This window comes from Christiangramia pacifica (genome assembly GCF_057221535.1).
Genome location: NZ_CM170146.1, coordinates 816,847 through 839,845 on the forward strand (window position 1 = coordinate 816,847; position 22,999 = coordinate 839,845).

Annotated in this window: 17 protein-coding genes; 5 read left to right on the top strand and 12 right to left on the bottom strand. The window is 36.4% G+C overall.

What is annotated here, in order from left to right; genetic code table 11:
- Positions 1-41 precede the first annotated feature (41 nt).
- Positions 42-2,825 (bottom strand): triple tyrosine motif-containing protein, encoded by a 2,784-nt coding sequence (locus AC2S94_RS03905; RefSeq protein WP_484630203.1) that lies wholly within the window; start codon positions 2,823-2,825, stop codon positions 42-44.
- A 207-nt stretch (positions 2,826-3,032) separates the two neighbouring features.
- Here AC2S94_RS03905 and AC2S94_RS03910 point away from each other — a divergent pair, with 207 nt between their 5' ends.
- Positions 3,033-6,650 (top strand): metallophosphatase, encoded by a 3,618-nt coding sequence (locus tag AC2S94_RS03910; RefSeq protein ID WP_484630204.1) that lies wholly within the window; start codon positions 3,033-3,035, stop codon positions 6,648-6,650.
- Between the two features lie 58 nt (positions 6,651-6,708).
- Here AC2S94_RS03910 and AC2S94_RS03915 read toward each other — a convergent pair whose 3' ends face one another.
- Complete coding sequence (locus AC2S94_RS03915) at positions 6,709-7,374, bottom strand: haloacid dehalogenase type II (protein ID WP_484630205.1); 666 nt, start codon at positions 7,372-7,374, stop codon at positions 6,709-6,711.
- Between the two features lie 131 nt (positions 7,375-7,505).
- Here AC2S94_RS03915 and AC2S94_RS03920 point away from each other — a divergent pair, with 131 nt between their 5' ends.
- Positions 7,506-8,981, top strand: coding sequence for a serine hydrolase (locus AC2S94_RS03920; RefSeq protein ID WP_484630206.1), 1,476 nt, complete (start codon positions 7,506-7,508; stop codon positions 8,979-8,981).
- Positions 8,982-9,028: 47 nt separating this feature from the next.
- Here AC2S94_RS03920 and AC2S94_RS03925 read toward each other — a convergent pair whose 3' ends face one another.
- From AC2S94_RS03925 to AC2S94_RS03940, 4 genes are all read right to left on the bottom strand, one after another.
- Complete coding sequence (locus AC2S94_RS03925) at positions 9,029-9,244, bottom strand: hypothetical protein (RefSeq protein ID WP_484630207.1); 216 nt, start codon at positions 9,242-9,244, stop codon at positions 9,029-9,031.
- Positions 9,245-10,254: 1,010 nt separating this feature from the next.
- Positions 10,255-11,595 (bottom strand): PIN-like domain-containing protein, encoded by a 1,341-nt coding sequence (locus tag AC2S94_RS03930; protein ID WP_484630208.1) that lies wholly within the window; start codon positions 11,593-11,595, stop codon positions 10,255-10,257.
- Between the two features lie 23 nt (positions 11,596-11,618).
- Positions 11,619-12,062: a type II toxin-antitoxin system death-on-curing family toxin gene (locus AC2S94_RS03935; protein WP_484630209.1), complete on the bottom strand. Its 444-nt coding sequence runs from the start codon at positions 12,060-12,062 to the stop codon at positions 11,619-11,621.
- Positions 12,062-13,129, bottom strand: coding sequence for a DNA-binding protein (locus AC2S94_RS03940; protein ID WP_484630210.1), 1,068 nt, complete (start codon positions 13,127-13,129; stop codon positions 12,062-12,064). The genes AC2S94_RS03935 and AC2S94_RS03940 overlap by 1 nt, the downstream gene beginning before the upstream one ends.
- A gap of 346 nt (positions 13,130-13,475) precedes the next feature.
- Between AC2S94_RS03940 and AC2S94_RS03945 the strand changes: the two genes are divergently transcribed.
- Positions 13,476-14,608, top strand: a protein-coding gene (locus AC2S94_RS03945) for an IS3 family transposase (RefSeq protein WP_484629360.1) whose coding sequence is annotated in 2 segments (ribosomal slippage) — positions 13,476-13,737 and positions 13,737-14,608 — 1,134 coding nt in all. Because the reading frame shifts where the segments join, the coding sequence is not laid out codon by codon here.
- 558 nt (positions 14,609-15,166) lie between these two features.
- Here AC2S94_RS03945 and AC2S94_RS03950 read toward each other — a convergent pair.
- The 6 genes from AC2S94_RS03950 to AC2S94_RS03975 form a co-directional block, all read right to left on the bottom strand.
- Positions 15,167-15,538 carry a hypothetical protein gene (locus AC2S94_RS03950; protein ID WP_484630211.1) on the bottom strand — a complete coding sequence of 124 codons (372 nt, stop codon included), beginning with the start codon at positions 15,536-15,538 and terminating at the stop codon, positions 15,167-15,169.
- 71 nt (positions 15,539-15,609) lie between these two features.
- Positions 15,610-16,146: a BfmA/BtgA family mobilization protein gene (locus AC2S94_RS03955; protein ID WP_484630212.1), complete on the bottom strand. Its 537-nt coding sequence runs from the start codon at positions 16,144-16,146 to the stop codon at positions 15,610-15,612.
- 399 nt (positions 16,147-16,545) lie between these two features.
- Positions 16,546-16,995 carry a JAB domain-containing protein gene (locus AC2S94_RS03960; RefSeq protein ID WP_484630213.1) on the bottom strand — a complete coding sequence of 150 codons (450 nt, stop codon included), beginning with the start codon at positions 16,993-16,995 and terminating at the stop codon, positions 16,546-16,548.
- A gap of 77 nt (positions 16,996-17,072) precedes the next feature.
- The gene (locus AC2S94_RS03965; RefSeq protein ID WP_484630214.1) at positions 17,073-17,432 is read right to left on the bottom strand and encodes a single-stranded DNA-binding protein; all 360 of its coding nucleotides are present in this window, start codon (positions 17,430-17,432) and stop codon (positions 17,073-17,075) included.
- Positions 17,433-18,152: 720 nt separating this feature from the next.
- Positions 18,153-19,490: an ATP-binding protein gene (locus AC2S94_RS03970; RefSeq protein ID WP_484630215.1), complete on the bottom strand. Its 1,338-nt coding sequence runs from the start codon at positions 19,488-19,490 to the stop codon at positions 18,153-18,155.
- Complete coding sequence (locus AC2S94_RS03975) at positions 19,480-20,823, bottom strand: sigma-54-dependent transcriptional regulator (protein ID WP_484630216.1); 1,344 nt, start codon at positions 20,821-20,823, stop codon at positions 19,480-19,482. Before AC2S94_RS03975 ends, AC2S94_RS03970 begins: the two co-directional genes overlap by 11 nt.
- Positions 20,824-21,025: 202 nt before the next feature.
- Here AC2S94_RS03975 and AC2S94_RS03980 point away from each other — a divergent pair, with 202 nt between their 5' ends.
- Positions 21,026-22,279 carry an efflux RND transporter periplasmic adaptor subunit gene (locus AC2S94_RS03980; protein WP_484630217.1) on the top strand — a complete coding sequence of 418 codons (1,254 nt, stop codon included), beginning with the start codon at positions 21,026-21,028 and terminating at the stop codon, positions 22,277-22,279.
- A gap of 36 nt (positions 22,280-22,315) precedes the next feature.
- Entirely contained in the window at positions 22,316-22,993 is a 678-nt protein-coding gene (locus AC2S94_RS03985; RefSeq protein WP_484630218.1) for an ABC transporter ATP-binding protein, read from the top strand.
- Positions 22,994-22,999 lie beyond the last annotated feature (6 nt).

The window sequence follows — 22,999 nt, forward strand, 5'->3', positions numbered from 1 at the left end:
TTGTAGAGGTAATGTAGAGTTATTTTTATATAATGTAAAGGTTATAAAGCGAGTATGTAGTCAGTTAGATTCGTTTCACGGTCTAAATTCATCTTTTTACGCAAACGATATCGTTTGATCTCGACACTTTTCACTGAAATATTTAATAGTGGAGCGATCTCTTTAGAAGAAAGATTCAATCTCAAATAGGCGCATAATTTTAGATCATTTGAAGTTAATTCCGGATGCTTTGCTTTTACCTTCTGGAAAAAATCTTTATCAGCATTACTAAATGCTTTTTTGAAAAATTTCCAGTTGTCTTCTTCGCTAATATCTTTATCAATCGTTCTGATAACAGATTTAACCTTGGTAGAATCTTCAGATTCCTTTAATTTCTCTTTTATACTTGTAAGAAACTCATTCTTCTTAATGAGACTCATCGTGGACACGGCCAACTCCCTATTCTTATTAGCCATATCCTGTTCCAGCTTTTCATTCCTGAGTTTAATGATCTCTCGTTCGGCTTCAAGATTCTTCATTTTCAAAGCACGCTCATTTTCCGCTACACTTTTCCTGTGATGCCTTTTATTAACAATATGCACCAGGTAAAGAATAAGCAGGAATATCAGGAAATATCCTAAAAGTGCCACACTACTCAGATAAATAGGTCTACCAATACTAAATTGATACGAAACTACTTCAGTTTCCTTATTACCAATTCGGGCTTTGACCTCAAAAACATAATCTCCAAAATTCAGGTTCTTAAAATTTGCCTCAGAAGAAGAGCTCCAATCAGACCAATTTTCACTTAATCCAATTAGTCGGTAACTATATTGCAATTCCTGGTATTTATCATGGACAGGAGAACTAAAATGAAAACCTATATTATTGTGTTCATAATCAAATTCACCAACGTCATCAATTTTTGCCTTCTCCGCAATTGCATCCAGCGCACTCACTTCAATTGATCTAATTGAAATAGAAAGATCATCATTTTTCTCATCCAGACCTTTTAATCGTAAATATCCATTGGCAATTCCCAGCAGAAAATTAGAGTTATCGAAACCTGAAATATTCTCGTATCCCACGGCAATATTTCTAAAATTCTGATCTATAAAAATTGATTTTAAATTATAATCATTACTGATCTGAGCTGGTTCAATATAAAACACACCTCGATTCGCAAAACCCCATAGTTTAGAATCTTCATCACTAACCATTTTACCAGATAACCTGTTGATGTCAAAAACCATGGTATTCAAACGATTATTCTCAGAAAAAGCATTTTCCCCACTCTGGAACTGGTAAATTTTTTCTTTAGAACTATAGTATAAGGTATCATTGAACCTGAATAAGCTCGAAGTTATTCCTGACTCCCCCGGAAAAGTATAATTCTCAATGCTTTTAAAATTGGTATAATTCTCACCAATTTCCATTTTGAAAACTCCTTTATGTTCATTGCTGATCCAGACATTCTGGTCTTGGTCTATTTCAATGAATTTCGAAGAATGTGGAAAGTTTTCCAACATCGGGGTCACCTCATAAGAATCACCTGCTTTCTTTAAAAAACTAATACCGTTATAATGGCCTTGAATCAGAACATTTTCTGAATACCCCTTAATTAACCAAGTACCGAGGCGATCACAAATTTTCGTTGCCTTTCCATTTTCAATTTTAAACGTACCGCTGTTATGACCGCATAAAATGTCGTTTTCAACTCTATCAATGAACCATACCTGACCTTCGGTTCCATCTACTAATTCAAAATTATCTTGATCACTTTTTTTGTGATACAAACCCTGATTGGTACCAAGATACAATTCGCTTTCATCTTGAAATGAAGCGTAAACAGAACCTATTTCACCAGCATTATCCTGGAATGATAAAAAATTGGAGTTTAAATCGATGTAACTGATCCCGAAATCCAATCCCGCCCAGATATTTCCCGAAGCATCTAGATATAAATCCAGTACGGTGTTGTTCAACAAAATGTTACTCTGATTAAAAGTATTGATGATTTTTCCGTCAGGATCTATTTGCACCACACCTTTTCCAACCGTCCCGAGAACAATTCCGCCGTTTTCAAGGTCTACTGCATCAAGAATGTTAGGGTTCCCCAATTCCTCGTTGAATTGCATACTTCGGTTAACTAAATACTTTCCATTCCAGGTGAAAAATTCAGATTTTCCAGTGATCAAAGCGAGCTCACCATCCTTCTTGTAAAGATGCATTATCGCTCTTTCTCCAAGTAAATCAATAGGAATCACCCCTTCCGGATCGCCATTAGTGAATTTGTAAAGCCCGGCTCCTACATATTGAAAAAATAATTCGTTATCGAGTTTGAAAATTCCCGAAATAGGTTTTCCCAAGGGGTTGTCAAGTTTTTGGATGCTATCCTGCGCAGGATCGTAAAAATAAATTCCCCCAAAACTGCGGAAAATGATAAGATCATCCAGAAATTCTATATCCCAGAATTGTTCGCCATCGCCAACAGCCCCATTAAATTTTGGGATAAGGCTGGTATATTTCAGTTCACCAAATTCATCTCTCTCCCAGAAACCGGCTTCCATATAGGCACCGGTATAAATTCTATCCTCTACAACTTTTATGGATCGAACAATGGTGTTATTCGGAACAGGATATAATTCCCACTTTTCACCGTTATATTCAAGAAGTCCGGTACTATTAGCGAAATAAAGATTTTTATTGGCATCCTGGGCGATCATCCAGTTTTGATTTCCGCCGGAATATTCATTGGGACCATAATTAACCACTGGTGGTAATTCCTGACCACTCCCAAAGTAAAAACTGAATAAGATAAATATTAAAAAGAGCCTATTGTTCAAGAGAAATTAAAATTTGGTTCCGAAAGGTAACTATCGGTGACAAAACAATAAAATTTAAGAAAACTCAAGCCAATAATTTATTAGTAAAATTTTTAGGCTTGGATGTTAAAGTATTATAAAGAGCTATGACATCCTAAGATTATTAGATTTTTTTGAAGGTTACTAAAGGCACTACAAGACATTTTCAATCAAACAACCTACTCTTATATGAGCTTCAAAGAAAAACTACACAAAAATAAGTTTTCCAAAAACATTACATTTTTAACCTTATCCCTGATTTTTTCGGTTATTTCTACGCAGGCACAGCAGAATAATGATAATAAAGGTGAAAAAGTACATTCGGTTTATATTACCTCTAATACAGGGTTAAGAAGCAATGAAACCAATAAAAAAATATTAACTGAGATCGTCCAAGCATCTCAACAAGAAGATTCTTCAAGTTTAGTTATTGTTGGAAATCTGGTTCCTGAAACAGGTTATCCTAATAAGGATAATGGCAGGGATGAAGTTCAGGAATATCTTCAGGCCAATTTACTGGATCATATTAAAGATTTTAAGGGAAATATAGTTTTTACACCTGGTTATAATGAATGGCAGGATGATGCCCCAGATAATATTGATGATCTGGAATCTTTTTTACAGGATAATTCTAGAGCTAAATTCTGGCCTAATGATGGTTGCCCAATTGAAAGTGAAAGCCTTAGTGATGATGTCCAGTTAATAATGATCGATTCTCAATGGTATATAGAAGACTGGGATGAGCATCCATATATCAATAACAAATGTGAGATCAAAACAAGAGCTCAATTCAGGGAAGAGTTCAATGATGAGTTGGAGGATAATCAGCGTAAGACCGTATTAGTGGCGGTACACCATCCTGTGATGACGCAATCCAACATAGGATTTTTTCAAAAGATCATAGGTTACGGAACTCAAACTGAAAGAAACCCGCAACTTAAAGAGTTGATGGGTACTCTTGAAACCTTAGCCAGACAATATAATGATGTAATTTTTCTTTCCGGAAAAGATCACAACCTTCAGTATGTAGTTGATGATAATATAGAGCAGATCATCGCCGGAATTACCGAAAACCCTAAAAAAGCTAAGCCTGAAAAAGACAATGGAGATTTTGCAGCTTACGATCTTGGATATGCTAAAATGAATATCTTCAAGGACGGAAGTTCTAATGTTGAATTTTTCAAATTAACCGAAACAGGTCCTCAGGAAATATTCAAAACACAAATTACCCGTGAAAGACCAACTCTGGAAGAAGTAGAATGGCCTGAAACAAAACTCGGAAGCACTAAGATGGCTTCCGTGTATACCGATGAAGAAACTGACAAAGATGGATTATTCAAAGCCATATGGGGAGAACACTACAGACCTTTATACAGCCGGGATTTTAAATTTCCAGTATTGTACCTGGATACTTTACCTGGAAATCTCGAAGTTTTAGGAGCCGGTGGTGGTCACCAGTCGAGATCTTTAGGTTTTGAAGATGAAGATGGCCATGAATATACCATGAGAGCCTTAAAGAAAAGCGCTTTACAATTTCTTCAAACTACAGTTGTTACAACACACTATGTAGAAGATTATCTTGAAAACACCGTCGCTGAAAGATACGTTCAGGATTTTTACACCACAGCATTTCCATATGGAACTTTTCCTGCGGGAGAGTTTATGGATGCTTTGGATATTTATCACCCGAATTCTGATCTTTATTATGTTCCGAAGCAGGAAGCTCTTGGAGTATATAACGAAGAATATGGAGACGAACTCTATATGTTCGAATATCATGTGGGCGGTGAAAATAAAGATCTTGATATTTTCGGAAACGCTGATGATATTTTAAACACGTCAGATCTTCTCCTTGAAATGAGAGAAACCAAAGATGCTTATGTAGATGAAAGCATGTTCATTAGAGCAAGGCTTCTGGATATGTTACTTGGAGACTGGGATAGGCATGAAGGACAATACGAATGGGCAGAATTTGAAGATGAGGATGGTAAGAAAAGATATCTTCCTATCGCAAAAGACCGTGACCAGGTTTTCCCGAAAACCGATGGATTTGCTCTTGCTTTATTACGAGTTGGATTTCCACAATTTCGAGCTATGGAAGAATACAGCCCGATGGTAAAAAGACCGAAATGGTTTAACATTGCAGGTTACCCGATAGACAAAGCATTTATCAGAAATGCAGACTGGCAGGATTGGAAGGAACAGGTGGAATACATACAGAATAACATTACAGATGAAGTTGTTCAGGATGCTTTTGATGTATTACCACAAGGTCTTGTAGAGGATCCTTACGTAGCTGAAATCAAGGAAACTTTAAAAGCTCGTAGAGGAAATCTGGAAAAAATCGCCCAGGAATATTACGAGCATCTGGCTGAATTTGATATGTTCACCGGAACGGAAGAAGACGATAAATTTTTGGTTACAAGAAAACCAGATGGCATCACCACCGTTCAGCTAATGGATGAAGATGAAGAGGTGATCGCAGAGAAAAGCTATGATTCAGATATGACCAGAGAAGTTTGGATCTACGGTCTTGATGGTGATGATGAATTTAAAATTGTTGGTGAGGGATCTAATCTTGTGCCTTTAAAGGTGATTGGTGGAGAAGAGAATGATATCTATGATTTTCAAAATAAGCGTAGAGCAAAACTATACGATTATAAAAGCAAGGAGAACACCATCAAAACACCGGGAGCACGTAAAATGCTGACCGATTCTTATGACATTAATAATTACGATCCTAGGAAAAAGAAGATAAGACAGTTTACTTTCTTCCCAATTGCCGATTTCAATTCAGACCAGGGATTCAGTCTTGGAGTAAATAACACTTACACACTAAAAGGTCTGGTTAGAAATCCTTTTACTGCGCAACATAATGTTTCAGCGAGATATTATTTCGCTACACAAGGTTATGATGTTGGTTATAATGGAGAATTTGCACATATTTTCCTTAACTGGAATCTTGGTATCGAGGCTTATCACTCAAGTCCGAATTTTGTGATCAACTATTTTGGAACCGGAAATGATACTTTTTATGATCAGGATGATGTTTCCCGAGATTTCAACCGAGTAAGAATTGAGCAATGGAGGTTTGCTCCTTCTCTCATCTATAGAAAAAATGAATTGGTAAGCTTCAATATCAAACCAATGATTGAAACTATGGAAGTTGCTTACGATGCCAATAGATATATAGGAGAGAATTTTGATCAATCAAATGATGTTTTTGAAAGCCAGGCGTACGCAGGTGGTGAATTAAACTATAATTATTTTAATAAAGATAGAGTCGCTTTCCCATCACGCGGAATGGAACTGGACCTAACTGCCGGTTACAAAACGAATATCGACGGGAATGATAATAAGTTCGCTTATGTACAACCCATGTTAGCGCTAAACTATCCGCTTCATGAGAGTGGTTTTGCTGCGATAGCTACAAAAATTGGTGGTGAAGCGATACTGGGTGACAACTATGAATTCTATCACGCTGCAACCCTGGGAGGTGGCAACAAAAATAGTTTAAGAGGTTACAGAAATGAACGTTTCAATGGTAAATATGCTTTCTATCAAAATATTGATATCCGTAGTGGAGTAACGCAATTTAGAACTAATTTCGTTCCTATTCGAATGGGAGCCAGTGTTGGTTTTGACTACGGTAGAGTATGGGTAGAAAATGATGATAGCAACGAATGGCATACAGATTACGGTGGATCTATATTTATCAATGCATTTAAAGCATTTACCGGAAATATTGGTTATTACGTAGGAGACGAAGGAGGGCGAATTAATTTCACCTTTAATTTCGACTTCTAATCAATCGGATAAATTTTTAATTATCGACCACGTTGTTCTTTGCAGCGTGGTTTTTATTTTAAAGCAGGTCTGCCAGTTCATTTAGTGTAGAAACAATTAAATCTGGTTCATCTGAAAGTGGATAAATTGTTTTCCCTGGTCTTTCGATAAATGCTGTTTTTAGTCCGGCTCTCATAGCTCCAGTCACATCCCAACCATGAGCTGCAACCATCATCGTGCTTTCTGCTTGAGATTTTGATTCTTCCAGGGCATATAAATAGCTTTCCGGATGCGGTTTGTATTTCTTTACAGTATCCACACTCAGAACCAGGTCAAAATATTCATATAAACCTGAATTGGAAATCTGATCATTCAGAACTTCGGGTTTTCCATTACTGAATGCCACCAATTTATAACCACTGCCCTTTAATTTCTCTAAACCTGGCTTAATATCCGGATAAGGCTGTAGATCTTTTATGGGACTAAGAATTTCTGAAATTTCTTCCTCTGAAAAACTCAGGGATTCAATTTTTGCATTCATTTTCAATACAGCAGCGGCAATTTCACTGAAATCATGATAGTCACCAGTAATACTTTCTACCAGAGAATAATGCAGTAACTGTGAAAACCATTTATCTGCTATTTCTTTATTCCCAAAGGCTTTAGCTATACTTTTTTTCAATGGATTCAGATCGAGCAAAGTCTCGTTGACATCGAAAATTAGAGTGTTGATTTTATCACGCATAGATTTAAAGGTACTAAAGCAATTCAGATAATGAAATTAAGATGTGATAAGAATGAAATATCTTAGATCAACTATAATGTAACCATCTATTAAAAACGTCGTCCTGTTTATATAACGCTAAATCAATCAAAATGAAAAAATCATCAACAACTATTTCTAAGACTATGTACCTGTTTTTTATTCTCTCCGTCTTTTCTCACCTGGGTCTGGCTCAAAATTCAGCCAAAGCCGAAAAGATTGATGATTTGATGAATCAGTATACAGATTATCTGCAATTCAACGGTTCTGTACTGGTTGCTGAAAATGGAGAAGTAATTCTCAAAAAAGGCTATGGCCTGGCGAATATGGAATGGGATATACCAAATGCTGCAAATACCAAACACCGTCTTGGCTCCATAACTAAACAATTTACCTCCATGCTGATCATGCAATTGGTAGAAGAAGGAAAACTGGAATTAGACAGGACGGTTACTGCATACCTGAAAGATTATCCTAAAGCAACCGGTGATAAAATCACTATTCACAACTTACTAACCCACACTTCCGGAATTCCAAATTACACGTCCTTTCCTGGATTTTTTCAAAATGATAGTCGGAATCCATATACACCGAAAGAGTTCATTAAAAAATTCGCTGACTCCAGCCTGGTATTCACTCCGGGAGAAAAATTTGAATATAGCAATTCGGGATATTTTCTCTTAGGAGTTATCATTGAAGAGGTAACAGGTAAAACCTATGAACAAAATCTGAAGGAAAGAATTTTCGATCCATTAGAAATGAATGATACAGGTTTTGATCATCATAGCAAGATCATCAAAAACAGGGCAACCGGATATGAGCAAAGAGGATCAGATTTCATTAACTCCCCGTACCTGGATATGAGTATTCCTTATGCTGCGGGTTCTATATATTCAACTGTTGAAGATCTTTACAAATGGGACAGAGCTTTGAAAAACAACCGACTTTTAAAAGCAGAAAACAAGCAAAAAATGTTTAAATCTTATATGCCTTTGGGACCTCAAAAAGGGGTAGGTTACGGTTGGTATGTAGGTTTGCAGAATTTTGGAAATGACACCGTTAACATTACAGGTCATGGCGGCGGCATCAACGGTTTCAATACACTGATCACCAGAATTCCAAAGGATGATAATTTGATCGTTCTACTGAACAATACAGGAGGTAAATCTCTGAATAAAATTACAACTGCCATAGGCAATATTTTATATGAGAACGATTACCAAATGCCGCAAAGATCTGGTGCGATAGTTTTAAGAGAAGAAATTACCGAAAATGGTTTGAATTCCGGACTTGAACTGTACCATAAAATTAAAACGGACGAAAATTATAACTTTGATGAATCTGAAATGAATTCTTTGGGTTATCAGCTTTTAAGATCCGGAAAAACTGAAGCAGCTATTGAGATCTTCAAATTAAATGTGGCTGCCAATCCTAAATCCGGAAATGTTTACGACAGTATAGGTGAGGCATATTTAATAAATGGCAATGAAAACCTTGCTTTGAAAAATTACAAGAAATCTTTAGAATTGGATCCTAGCAACACCGATGCTCAAAAGTTCATTAAAAGCCTTGAGAAAAAGGCTGAATAATTACATTCAGTTAAAGTATGAAAAAAATTATGCGGTAAATCTACTTTCTAAAAAGGAGAAGGTGGATTTGCCGTTACTTTTTCAGAGGTGGTCATTTCATTATCTACAAAAGCCGAGCTGGAATAGGTTCTAGAGGTAAGTAAATAAACAAGAAATGCGATTGCTATGATCATTAAAGCTTTGCACAGATAGCTGAGTAATAATACTGGAAGATCCAGATCATCCCCGTCAAATATTCCTGCGCGGAATAACAGAGTTTTCATATAAAGTGATTTAGGGCAATAACTTCTTATAGATAAATATCTATTCTCTGTAGGGTCTTGGTAGGGTCTTGGTAGGGGCTTTTGCAATTTACTAAGTACAACCGATGAAATTTTTAACTATTGTAAATACTTATTAACCAAACTATTAACAATCGCCTGCTTTTTTGCCTTATCAGATGTATTTAAGCAAACTTTTAAAATCACAAAAGGCCCTTTCATACGTGAAAGAGCCTTTGTAGCCTCACCAGGGCTATATACCCTAGCCCTCTCCCCTTTATTTACGGGGGTTTTGCTTGTTCATCTTTTGAATGTAGACGATCTGTGAATTTTTAACTCACTGATAATCAACTTTCATAACAAATTTACTCAAATTAATTGAAAAAATATTTGTTGCTAATCTGACCACATCTAATTTTGAATCAGTATCTCTAATTTTTACTTTAAAGGCCTGAAATATGGAAAATTTGTCATTAATAAAAAAACTACTCCCTTCCTTCACTGTAAGATTCCCTTAATTCTTCGCTAACTTCTTTAGCGTGGCCCCGTAGCGATCGCTGCAGGGGTTGCCCTGGCAACACTTTAAAATTTTGCAAAATCCGCCCTGTCAAATGCTGTATCTCAAAACTATCAACAACCTAGAGTGGCTTTAACCTCTGAAGGTCGCGCTTATTCGCCCGTAAATGCATTATTAGGTGAATATCCAGGGGCAGTTGTAAAAACTAAAGTAGTTGAGCCATTGGATTAACTCAAAGGAATGATTGCAGGTGTTTCTGGAGGTGGTAATGTGCATGTAACTGGAGAATTTAGAATAAGAGACCGGGAATTGATAGCAAAAGTAGACAGTGCCCGCAGAAACCAATCTAGAAAAGGTTAAAAAAAATATAAATCCCGTCGGGTGTTTAATCGATTCCGGTTCTTGAAGCCCCTGGTATTTTTTCGGGGGATATTTTTAACGTGTTTGCTTTCAATGAATTACCGATAAATATTTTAACATAGTCAAGGGCCAATTCTTAAAATGGTAGCCAATCCTCATCTAGATAATTTTTTAAATAAGTAGCATTTTCCTGTGTTTCCATAATTTCAATATATAATCCATGTAAATCCTCTTGAATCTTCTCTCTTTCCCTAATATTATCGGCAAAGTCTTTTTGGGCTTCAAGTAAACGTTTATCTTTTTCGAGAATTGATAATTGACTATTGAGATTATTGAGTATTTTATGTAGCATGGAACTTGGGAAACTATCTAGGTTTTCAAAAATAATAGTTAAGATCATAGGAGGGATATGCGCCCTGAAATCTTTTTTATTTATAACTTCAAGGTACTTTTTAGCTACATCTAAAGTACTTACTATGGAAGTATCTATATGTTCCGGTTCGAAAATAAAATTTTCTGCATCCAAATCTGTATTTAGATACTTATTAGAATAATAAGGCCATTGGGCCAAACTATACATCCAGAATCGATAGCGAGTTTTCTCATAAAATTCTTTACTCAATTCATGTCTGGGATAAGCAATTCGGCTGGGATTATCCTTTTCCTGGATACACCAATCGGCCTTAACATCGTCACAGATAAAAATTATACTTTTTTTATTCTCGGAAGCATAATCAATTAGTTGCTTCCAAATATAAAAATCTCCGTATTTCTGAAAACCTTCTTTGTCCCGGTCCATATATCCAGGAGGAATGAAATCTGAATATCTTTCTGTTGCTTCTTTCCCTAAGTCAATTTTTTCAGAGTATTTATAATCATTACCCAGGAAAAAGTATGACTTAACTGCATCAAGAACATCGTCCTTATTTTCTAGACCAACTATTTCTTCCCGAATCACTTTAATATGTTCCTTTACTTTTTCTTCAAATTCTGATTTATCATTTTTGAGTTCATCAATGTAATTACGGAATTTATCTAAATTAGATTTAAAATCTGAAAAAATTGTTTCAGGTAAGTGCGGATGTCTATCAGATTTTTTAGTCGCAGTATTAATCTGATTTAGCAATTTTTCAATCTCAGTAAACGAAGATTTAATATTCTTGTATTCACTGTTGATACTTGATAGATAAGAGTTTTCTATTGATTTATAATTAATGTTTTTGTTGTTATCCTTTAATGGCTCATAAATAGTTTTCTTTCTATTTTTTAAATATTCAAATTGAACCTGGCCAGGGAGCATTAATCTATCTTTTAAAGGCCCCTTAAATGTGTTATAAATTTCTTCTCTCGAATTTTTAGGGATGTCATAGAAATTTAAAAGAGCTGATGAATCGAAAACAACTATTGCATTTTGCCATAATTGCTTTTCAGATTCTTTTGAGAGTTCGAATAATTCGGATATACTTTTATTAATCACTTTTAAAAACTTAAACCGATTTATTAACCGACAAAATCATCAGAGGTAGCTTCAATTATTTTTATTTGAAGCTCTTCTGAAAATTCATCTTCATTAATAATTGAATCTAAAATTTCATGTAATAAATCCTTTTCAATTCTATTATCTGCTACATGAACAGTAATATTCTCCATTTCTATTATGAAACGATCTATACAGTATTCAAGCCCATTTATTTCTAAAAAATATGCTCCTAGCACAACACTACTTCTTTTGTTGCCATCACTAAACGCGTGATTTTTTATGACCGAAAAAACTAAATGAGTGATTTTATTCTCAAAAGTCGGATAATATAAATCGTTCTTTATATGATATAAGACACTCTCTAATAGTCCGAGATCATTTTCGCCTAAAGCGCCTCCTGTTTCTATAATTACAAAATCATGGAGTTCTACTGCATGTTCAAGGTCGAAATAATAACACTCCATTATCTCTCCTTAAGCCTTTTGAATACATCGATGTTTTCCTTTAGCCTTTCTTCTAGCGACATGCTTTTTTCTCCTAAAAATTTTTCATATTCCTCAGCAGTCAGATGAGTGACATAATTTTTTAGTTTTTCATGTAAAGCATCTCGGAATGCCATATCTCTACTAGCCATTAAGGTTCTGGCTTTTTCTAGAAGTGGCCTAAAAGCAGCACTGTGAGTCCTTTCAAACTCTTTGAAAAGTATATTAGCTTCAGACAACCTGAATTTCTCTCCTGTTTCCTCATGTTTAGAACATAAGAAATCTGCAAATCCATTTTCATAAGCAGCAATTAGATCTAGTACTTCAGAATACATGGTATCTCTAGCTGAATCCTTGGATTTTAGTTTAAGTATTTGTTTATATTCTTTGGCATTTTCATGAAAAATACTTTTGTAAACAGAATCTGTAAATTGTGCATATTTCCATTTATTCTCTACTATACACCTATCCAACGCATCGGTAAAAGCCTGCCGGTAATTAAACTCGCGTAATGCACTCGGCAAGAATTCTTCTTCTCTTTGATTAATATACTTAGTACTCCCACCCAGCTTAGAATTAATAGTGTCAATTACTATGTCTAAAATGAGGGAACGCAATTGTCTGGCGTGATCACTTTCTGTTAATAACATTCCTATATTTAAAAAAGCACGGAATGTTAAAACCCCTATTTTAGGGACTTTCGAGATGTTACCGACATCAATGTCGGCGACATCCTCCGGCACGGAATTGTCACTTGCTGATTGATTTGTAATGAATTGATTATATGCTTCTTTAAAATCCTGCAGACGCTTTCCGGAAAGAATTTCATAACCATTTGTTGCAAACTCCTCTTCATGTTGGTCCAGGTACCTCTCAATTGTTCTTAAATCAACCTGAAAAAAATAAGCAACTTGGCGCTTTGTATAACGTATGGAACCCTCAAAAGGAATACCTGGAAAACCTACTTCCCTTTCAATTTCTAGAAGTGCAAACCTATTATTTAGAATATTTTTCCGGTGTAAATCGGAAGTTGTTAGATCTTTAGACATTATCGATAATTTCAGTAAGAAAAATTCAAAAACCAAGCTTAATATAACTAAAAGAATGAAAGCAAAATTAATTCAGTAAATTCTAAATAATTAATCTAACACGCAATTACTGTTAATATTCTACTTCCACAAAATAAAGAATGCCCTCTCATAAAACCTATAAAGAGGGCGTTTCTTTAATTATAATGTAACATCATCAGGGAAATATACCTGACACTCTCCCCTTCATTTATTGGGTTTTCTCTTGTTTATCTTTTGAATGTAGACAATGTGTGAATTTTTAACTTGTAAGCTTCCCTTAAAACCGAACTGTTTAAAAGTAGAATAACTCTTAATTTTAAACAGTATGAAAAAAAGTAAATTTTCCCCTCAGCAAATCTCTAAGATCCTCAAAGAATTCGATAACGGTAAAACAGCTGCCGAGATCAGTCGTGAATATGGTGTAAGCACCGCTGCTTTTTACAAATGGCGAGAACGTTTTAGCGGAATGAATGGCAAAGAGCTTAAGCGACTCAAAGAACTTGAGGAAGAGAATCGTCGACTCAAGCAAATGTATGCCACCCTTTCTTTGGATCATGAGATGGCTAAAGAGATCATCGAAAAAAAGCTCTAAAGCCTTGCCGTAAGCGAACCATAGCTAAAGAACTTGCTCATTACGGTATAAGCAGGGCGTGCCGTGTTTTAAAAATGAGCAAGAGTGTGTTTTATTATAAACCTCTCCCTAAAGATGATAAACCCATAGAAGAAGCCTTACAGCAAAAGGCAGAGAAGTATAGTGAGGAAGGTTTTTGGATGGCTTATGAGCGACTGCGTAAGGAAGGAAAGCCGTGGAACCATAAAAGAGTTTATCGTGTCTATAAAAACCTTGGCTTAAGCTTAAGGCGTAAAGTGAAGAAAAGATTACCAGCAAGAGTAAAAGAACCCTTAGAAGTACCTGAGACCCTTAATCATACCTGGAGTATGGATTTTGTGACAGATGTCCTGGATAATAAAAGAAGGTTTAGGGCCTTTACTATTATTGATGATTATAACCGGGAGGCACTTCACATAGAAGTAGATTTTTCCTTGCCCAGCAATAGAGTTATTTGGGTATTAAACCACCTAATTAATCGAAGAACAAAACCTCAGAAAATAAGAATGGACAATGGTCCTGAGTTTATTGCTAAAATAGCTTCAGAATGGAGTCAGATGCATGGAATCAACTTCCAATATATCCAACCAGGAAAACCTACACAGAATGCTTTTATTGAACGATTCAATGGAAGTTATAGAAGAGGAGTTTTAAATAAATACATTTTTGAAGATCTGGATCAGGTACGAGAACAAACACAGGTATGGATGGATGATTACAATAATCAAAGACCTCACGATGCATTAGGAAAAATGGCTCCAATAGAATATGCAGAATTTAATTCTCTAATAGCAACTACAGATAAAATCAAAAACAATAATTTTATATCATCAAGCAGTTCTAATTAGGGGGAGCTTACAAACTCACTAACAATCAACTTTCAATCACAAAATTGTGATAAATTAATTTAAAATTAATTTTCTCAGAAGGAGTTTTTTAGATCATAATTTTTGAAATGGCTTAATTAAAACAATCCCCTATTTTAGTTTATTTCCTTTATTTAAAATAAGACCTTTGGTAGATGAGATATTTCATTTCAGGATAAAAAGTCTTCTTTTGTTGGTTACCTAAAAAGCTGTGATTACCATATATAAATAGAGAGAAATCATTAATGCCATTCATTTTTTAAGATTAGCATTTGAAAAAATGTAAAGTAAATCGTTATTACAAAGGCTCATCATAGTTTTTAACCTTAGGCGTAAAGAAATGGTCCCAATTCTGGGACGTTGATCCAAATCTTTGACTGTTTTTTATTTCATCAGCTTTTATCATCCAGTTTTGGGCACAGGCTTTCCAGTTTATAATCGGGTTTTTACCATTTAATTTCCAGCCTATGGATTCATAAAAAAAATAAAAGCTTTTAGCCTCCAGAGAACTTCTTTTTTCAGATTTAAAATATGCTATAACTACCTGTTCATTTTTTGGACAGGTACCTGTTCAGAAACTGAACAAGTCCCGTCCATTTTTTGTTCAGGTAGTGTATCAAATCTGAACAGTTCCACGAGTGTCCCAATTTTTGGACTACTACTGGCATAGTATTGGACATATCCCCACCTTTTTAGCTCCCTGAGCAGTTTATAATAGGTTGTCCTCGAACGTATTTTGGCCAGGGACCTCACCTGTTTACTGTTCACCATAATCGTTTTCGGAAAATGTTTTTGATTCCATAATTCAAAAAAGGCCAGGTATAAGCTTCGATGTGAAGATGAGATATTGTCATCCTCAGAGAATTTCCGCAAGACTCCATTCAGATGCCGTATATAGTTGACCTCACTCATTTTTATATGTTTCCAGATTTGTATAGTGCTTAGCTTCCTAATATATTTTCTGAAAATTCATTTTTAGTTGGCTAATCGTGGTATACATGATATTTAGATTTAAGATGTTTTATTTCAGAAGATGCCAGGGCCAGTTTCCAGTAGGGTTTTCCAAAGCTTGGTTTTACCTCTTTCAGCCTGCCCAGGACTTTTCGGATGTCGTTATGATCTCTCTCCGGTGTGGTTTGCGGAAGTGGAGGCTGATTCCTGGTTAAGTTCTCAAAAGCTTCTTCAAACGAGTTAGTGATTTTCTTTTTAGATGGAGTTGGTAGCTCCTCGAAGATTGCCTGTAGCATTCCTTTGGTGGGAAGGGTTTGGTTCTGTTCAATATCCCGGATAATTGCTATTAAAGCATCGATACGTTTTTTCATTACAGATTCTAAAGTCTGCATTTTTGGTCCAATCTTCTCAGATGGCGATATATTGTTTCCTATAAAAAAGTCGATCATAAGCAGTAAGGTCATCGATTGGGATTGACCAATTTCACGACTATATTTTCGGAATCTTTCCGCTACCGAACTTTTAATTTTGAAGGTTGCAAAGCCTTCTTTTTCATATCCTTTATCCATTTTTTAGTAAAAAATCAGCCTGTTTATGAGGTCTCCGAGAATTTTTTAGTAAAAAACTTTCTACTCTTTTTTCTCTATCATATAATTTGACTTCAGAACCATTCATTTGAGATGAACTCAAATGAAAAATGTAACGTAACCTTGCTTTGCAGGTTACCCTCTTGCTATTCGATTTCGTCCCGCTCGCGGGACAAAATTTTCATACAGGTTGGTTTGCACCAACTGCTTTTTTTAAGTTATCCAAGGAGATGCTAAATAGCTTTGAGCTCGTTTAATTTTAAGAGTTTCGAAGATGAAGAATTATCAAAAATTCAAGGTTTCGGATCATTCATCGAGAATATGAAAAATGAAAAAGGTGATCTTAACAGACCACCTTTTAGAACTGGGGACAAAGAAAGTTCATAATATTCCTTCATTGGCGAAGGAGTAGTAATCACCATCCGGGGTTAAGATCAGGTGATCGAGGAGTTTAATATCAAAATACCGGCAGGCTGTTTGAATTTTTTGAGTAATTTTTTGGTCTGCGGTGCTTGGACGAAGGGTTCCTGAGGGATGGTTATGTCCGATAATTACCGACACCGTTAAGCTCTTGAGTATGACGGCAAAGAGAATCCGTATGTCTACCAGGGTTCCGGTGATTCCGCCTTTAGATACTTCATAGATGCCTTTTACCTTATTAGCATTGTTCAGGAGTATGACTTTAAAACATTCCTGTAGTCCTATCTGGTCTTTATCCCAGTTATTATACAGGATAGATGCTGCGCTCTCAGAAGAGGTTATTTTAGGAGCTTGACTAATTTTAAAATTTCCCTGATACCTTATAGATATTTCATTAACTTTAGTTTTCATATTACTAGCTTTTAAATGTAGATAGTTTAGAAGTGAATAAGAGGGCGTGAATTGCAGTCAACGCCCTCTGTTTTTTACTACGAATCTGATTCATTCGCATTTATGGCATTTCCTAAAAGAAGGATTTCGTTTGCGACTACTTCGGTGACATATCTTTTTTCACCTTCATTAGTTTCATAGGATCGTGAGGTTAATTTTCCTTCAATGGCAATCTCTTTTCCTTTGCCTACATATTGTTCTACAATCTCCGCGGTTTTTCCCCAGGCAACAATATTGTGCCACTGGGTATTTTGCACTTTTTCCCCTTTTGAATTTTTGAAGAATTCATTGGTAGCAAGAGAGAAGGATGCTACTTTTTTACCACTGTCGAGGTTTCTGACTTCGGGAGCATTTCCTACATTTCCGATTAACTGAACTTTGTTTCTGATAGTACTCATAACGTTTAGTATTATGGCCTGTAAACAGACCTAATTAATAAAAATTGATTTACTTTTTTTATCCGGAGCTTTTCCTTTTTGATCTTTCGTTCTGATTGCCGATATGATTCTATGGAGTGAGCTCATGATATTCTTATTTGATTTACTTCTTTCAGTGCCGTATGCTATGTCCTTTTTTGATGCAGATAAAGATTCAGGATATAGAATTAGAGAGGGATTATAAAAGGGCAGACGAAGTCAACCGGCTTATGCAGCCCGGCTAACTTCTATATCCTGGTATTTCGCATAAAGAAAAAAGGAAAGCATACCGGGCAATTAGAAGTTGAAATTGGAAAGGTGAGTGAATGTGAAACAGGCTAAAATCAGAATATTTTCGAGAGAAAGAGATTTAATTCAGACTCTTTTTAATGGTTTGTAAACGTGAGGTATAGAGTTTTTAATAATTTATCCAGTTATCAATTTCTACCTTAAAGAACCTTATTATGATTGGAATCTGAATCCAGCGAACTCCTTCAAAAATCTTCGAGCTGGAATGAAGCGTTCCGAATTTTTCATCGGGTGAGCGTAATGGAAATTGAAATTTTTGAAGGTGTTCAAGATCATTTTTGAGAAGCGCTTTTCCCCGTATGAAGCTTTTGCGAAATGCAGTGGGAATGGGCTGATAGATTATATGCTGATATAGGAATATTAAAAAACTCTTATAGTTGGTATATTCAATACCTAAAATACCAAAGAAACTTGTGTACCACTATTTTTTATATTGTCAACTTGTATTTTTCCACCATGCAAGGTCATAATTTGTCTAGATATACTTAGACCAATACCACTTCCTTCCTTTTTGGTTGTAAAAAATGGAACAAAGATTTGATCTTTAATTTCCTCAGGAATACCCGGGCCATTATCAATTACGGCGATTATAGTTTTTCCATTTGGTTTCTTACTAGCCCTAACCAATATTTTAGGTTTAGAAGTTTTTTCACAGGCTTCAACTGCGTTTAATATAAGGTTAATAAGTATCTGTTCAAGTAAATAGGAGTCTGCCTCGACTTCCAACTTTTGATCCGTAACTTCGAAAATTAGCATGTTTTTATTTCTAACGCGCGTTTTCATTAGCTGCGCGATGTCATGAAAAAGATCTTTTAGAAGAATTGTTTCCTTGTCAAGGCTAGTCACTTTATTTAGGCTGCGATAGGTTTTGGCAAATTTCATCAGGCCTTCGCTCCGGTTTTCAATACTGCTCAAACCGGCGTCCAGGTCTTCTAGATCAAGTTCTAGGAGTGAATCATTAATATTTTTTCTTACCGAAGATTTTAGGGTACTTGCAAGCGAAGAAATAGGCGCAATTGAATTCATGATCTCATGGGTCATTACGCTCAGTAATTTCTTCCAGGCTTCTGATTCTGTTTTATTGATTGTATCATCAATATTATGAACCACAATCAACTTACAGGATTGTTCTTCCACTTTAAAAATGCTGTGGGAAGCGATGACCTTAATATTCTCATTGCGAATTTTTAGGTCCAGGTTTACTGGCTCGAGATAATAATGCTCAAATAATTCCTCGTATATTTCTGGTGTGCGCGATCTAATAAATTTGACGTTTTTGAACTCAGGAACATCCATTAATTGCTGAAAAGCCTCATTGATCCAAAGTGTTTCACCAGATTTCACATCATAAGCCAGAATCCCGATATCGATCATTTCAAGGATTTTCTGAAGGTAGAGGTATTGCACTTCCTTTTCCGAATTCATTTGGCGAACGGTCTGGTTCACCCTGTTGAAACCAATATATAATCGACGAATGTCTTCCGTTTTTTTTTCAGCTAAATAATTACGAGAGAAATCCCGGTATTTTACCGCCTCGAAAAAATCGTCGATGACCTCAAAGCGTTTACTGAAATACCTGAAAAAGTTATAGATCACAATAATAAAAACCAGCAAACATATCGAAAACCCAATCCAGTTATGTTTAAAAAAAAACCAAGACATTGCCAGCGAAATGGCTGCAAGTAAAATCGCTCGTATCGTAATGGCGATATGATAACTTTTAAAGATCATATTTATCCAACCTTCTGTACAGAGCAGCACGGGTGATCCCGAGTTCTTTTGCCGATTTTGAAATGTTTCCCTTATTCTTATCGATCACCTTCAGAATGGTGTTTTTTTCAACCGTTTCCAGTCGCAAATCGTTAATTTCCTGGATCTCCGGTACCGATTCTATTGCTGAAAAAGATAAATCTTTATCTGCAAGAATGGAATTTTCAGACATGATCACTGCCCGCTCCACGATATACTGAAGCTCCCGAACATTGCCGGGAAACGGATGCTTTTTTAGTTTTTCCAGGAAACTTTTTTCAGTTTTAAAAGGTCCTTTAGCATACTTTTCCGAATAAAAATCCAGGAAATAACGCGTCAATAAAGTAATATCGGTTCCCCTTGCGCGAAGCGGTGGCATCACAATATCAACTGTGTTTATTCGATAAATAAGATCTTTTCGGAATTTTGATTCATCTGAAAGTTCAGAGATCTTCAAATTGGTAGCGCAAATGAGTCTGATATCAACCGGTACAGCTTCATTTGAACCTAGAGGTGTAATAGTTCGGTTTTGTAATACAGTAAGTAATCGTGCCTGTTGCCTTAAGCTGATGTTTCCGATCTCATCCAGGAAAAGTGTTCCGCCATTAGCGGCCTCAAACCTTCCCTTACGATCATCCCGTGCATCGGTAAACGCACCTTTTTTATATCCGAATAATTCACTTTCGAATAAAGTTGAGGTTAGCGCTCCAACATCAACTTTTACGAAAGGCTTGTTCTTTCGTTTCGAATTTTCATGGATGGCTTTGGCTACAAGATCCTTTCCGGTGCCATTTTCACCAAGGAGCAGCACGTTCGCGTCGGTTGGAGCCACTTTTTCTATCTTGGTAAAAACCTTTCTGATCTCCTCACTTTCACCAATGATCCGGTCATCTCCAGCTTTTGGAATGATTTTAGCTCCAGGCTTTTTCTTTTTCCTGACCATTTCAGTAATCGACTCGATCACCTTTTCGTTCTTCCAGGGTTTGATGATAAAATCGGAAGCGCCTTCCTTTAAAGAGCGAATAGCCAGGTCGATATCCCCATAAGCGGTGATGAGAACAACATCGGTTTCGGGACTTAGCTCCTTTATCTTAGTAAGCCAGAAGATACCTTCATTTCCAGTATTTACTAGTCCATTAAAATTCATATCCAGGATGATCAGGTCGAATCTTTGTTCAGAAATAATAGCGGGAAGATGGGCAGGTTTCTTTTCAACAGCGATCTCTGCCACATGAGACTTTAATAAAAGTCTCATTGCAATAAGCACATCAGGATCGTCATCGATCACCAGAATTTTAGCGTCTTTTAGCTGCATGACACAATATTACAATTTATTCAAGGCATGATGAATTTTCAAAGCCCGAAAAAAAGGATAGGTTAAAATTGTTTTAAAATCGAACAGGAAGTGTCACAAATTCGAACACTTTATTTGAGAGGACTAAATTTAAATAATTGACAATCAATTAATTGTATTTTTGGCATCAATTTGACTAAGAATTAGGTGAAATTGAAGATTTATGGACATACCATTAGAAAAGAAAAGATTCACACCTAAAAGAATTGCGATGATCGCAGGAGTCGCAATTATAGTGATTTTAATTCTCTTCGTTATTTTTTCCTCTACAGGCAATTCAAAATTGAATGTCGAAAAAGAACGTATCACAATAAGCAATGTTAAGGATGGAAATTTCCAGGAAAACATTCCGGTAAACGGTGTCGTACTACCCATTAAAACTATTTATTTGGATGCGATGGAAGGCGGCCGTGTGGAAGAACGTTTCGTAGAAGACGGCGCCATGATGAAAAAAGGCGAACCCATCATTCGCTTATCGAATACCGATCTGGAATTAAGTCTTGTCAATCAGGAAACACAGGTTTATAACCTCCTTACCCAAATTCAGCGTACCCAAAATGCTTCCCGGCAGAACACCATTAATAGGCTCAATCAATTAACCGACGTAAAAAACAGCCTGAAAGAAGCGAAGAGAAAATATGATCTGAACTCCAAATTGTACGAAAAGGGAGCAATTGGCAGACAGGATTATGAAGAGTCTAAAAACAATTATAATTATCAGAAAGAGCGTCTAGAACTTACAGAGCGCGTGTTGGTACAAGATTCGGTTTCCAGTAAAACGGAAACCACTCAGGCTCGGGAATCCTACGAGCGTACCAGAAAAGCGCTGGAGCTTATGCGGAAAAAGGTTGAAGATCTCGTGGTAAAAGCCCCGGTTGACGGACAGTTAACGGCGCTGGATGCAGAAATTGGTCAGTCAAAATCTAAGGGAGAGCGTCTGGGCCAGATCGATGTGATTAGTTCTTATAAAGTTCAGGCTGAGATCGATGAACATTATATTTCAAGAATATTCAACGGTCAGATCGGTTCTTTCACATTCAATGGAAAGGATTATAAGCTGGAGATTAAAAAAGTGTATACGCAGGTTTCAAACGGCCGCTTCAAAGTAGATATGCATTTTGTTGACGGCGTTCCTGAAAATATTAGGAGAGGGCAAAGCCTTCAGATCAAACTGGCATTGAGCCAGGAAAAGGAAGCAACGCTTGTGTCCAAAGGTGGGTTCTTTCAGCAAACCGGAGGTAACTGGATCTTTAAAATTTCAGAAGATGGAGAAACCGCATATAAAACACCAGTTAGTTTGGGAAGCCAGAATACCGAATATTACGAAGTCCTGGAAGGTTTGGAGCCGGGAGATAAAGTGATCACTTCCAGTTATTCCAATTTTGGAGACGTGGACGAACTGGTAATCAATAATTAAAGCATCAATAAAAAAAACGGACGAAATATTTAAGAAATGATCAAAATCACTAACCTGGAAAAATACTACAAGACAGAAGAGGTTCAAACCATTGCGCTTAACAAACTGTCTTTTGAAGTGAAAGAAGGCGAATTTGCTGCCATTATGGGACCTTCAGGCTGCGGAAAGTCTACCCTACTAAATATTCTTGGAATGTTGGACGATCCGGATGGCGGCAGCTATCTTTTTAACGGAATTGAAGTGGCCGGCTACAATGAGCGTCAGCGAGCTAAATTGAGAAAACATAATATCGGCTTCGTTTTCCAGAGTTTTAACCTCATCGATGAACTTTCTGTATTTGAGAATGTAGAGCTTCCCCTGATCTATACCGGGGTTAAACCTGCAGAAAGAAAAGAACGCGTTCACGCAGTTTTGGAAAAAATGCAGATTATGCACAGGAGAAAGCATTTTCCGCAGCAATTATCGGGAGGGCAGCAACAGCGTGTAGCCGTAGCCAGAGCGGTAGTGAATAATCCAAAGATCATTCTTGCCGATGAGCCTACCGGAAACCTGGATAGCAGCAATGGTAACGAAGTAATGGATCTATTAACCGACCTTAACGAAGCCGGAACTACCATCATCATGGTAACGCATAGCGAACACGACGCAAAATTCAGTCATCGAATCATCAGGATGCTGGACGGTCAGAAAGTCACTGAAAATGTACTAGTCTAGGGATCA

What these genes read in the sequence shown, in the direction of transcription:
- AC2S94_RS03910 (WP_484630204.1), top strand. Translation starts at nt 3,033, where the DNA reads ATGAGCTTCAAAGAAAAACTACACAAAAATAAGTTTTCCAAAAACATT.
- AC2S94_RS03915 (WP_484630205.1), bottom strand. Translation starts at nt 7,374, where the DNA reads ATGCGTGATAAAATCAACACTCTAATTTTCGATGTCAACGAGACTTTG.
- AC2S94_RS03920 (WP_484630206.1), top strand. Translation starts at nt 7,506, where the DNA reads ATGAAAAAATCATCAACAACTATTTCTAAGACTATGTACCTGTTTTTT.
- AC2S94_RS03925 (WP_484630207.1), bottom strand. Translation starts at nt 9,244, where the DNA reads ATGAAAACTCTGTTATTCCGCGCAGGAATATTTGACGGGGATGATCTG.
- AC2S94_RS03935 (WP_484630209.1), bottom strand. Translation starts at nt 12,062, where the DNA reads ATGGAGTGTTATTATTTCGACCTTGAACATGCAGTAGAACTCCATGAT.
- AC2S94_RS03940 (WP_484630210.1), bottom strand. Translation starts at nt 13,129, where the DNA reads ATGTCTAAAGATCTAACAACTTCCGATTTACACCGGAAAAATATTCTA.
- AC2S94_RS03950 (WP_484630211.1), bottom strand. Translation starts at nt 15,538, where the DNA reads ATGAGTGAGGTCAACTATATACGGCATCTGAATGGAGTCTTGCGGAAA.
- AC2S94_RS03955 (WP_484630212.1), bottom strand. Translation starts at nt 16,146, where the DNA reads ATGGATAAAGGATATGAAAAAGAAGGCTTTGCAACCTTCAAAATTAAA.
- AC2S94_RS03960 (WP_484630213.1), bottom strand. Translation starts at nt 16,995, where the DNA reads ATGAAAACTAAAGTTAATGAAATATCTATAAGGTATCAGGGAAATTTT.
- AC2S94_RS03965 (WP_484630214.1), bottom strand. Translation starts at nt 17,432, where the DNA reads ATGAGTACTATCAGAAACAAAGTTCAGTTAATCGGAAATGTAGGAAAT.
- AC2S94_RS03970 (WP_484630215.1), bottom strand. Translation starts at nt 19,490, where the DNA reads ATGATCTTTAAAAGTTATCATATCGCCATTACGATACGAGCGATTTTA.
- AC2S94_RS03975 (WP_484630216.1), bottom strand. Translation starts at nt 20,823, where the DNA reads ATGCAGCTAAAAGACGCTAAAATTCTGGTGATCGATGACGATCCTGAT.
- AC2S94_RS03980 (WP_484630217.1), top strand. Translation starts at nt 21,026, where the DNA reads ATGGACATACCATTAGAAAAGAAAAGATTCACACCTAAAAGAATTGCG.
- AC2S94_RS03985 (WP_484630218.1), top strand. Translation starts at nt 22,316, where the DNA reads ATGATCAAAATCACTAACCTGGAAAAATACTACAAGACAGAAGAGGTT.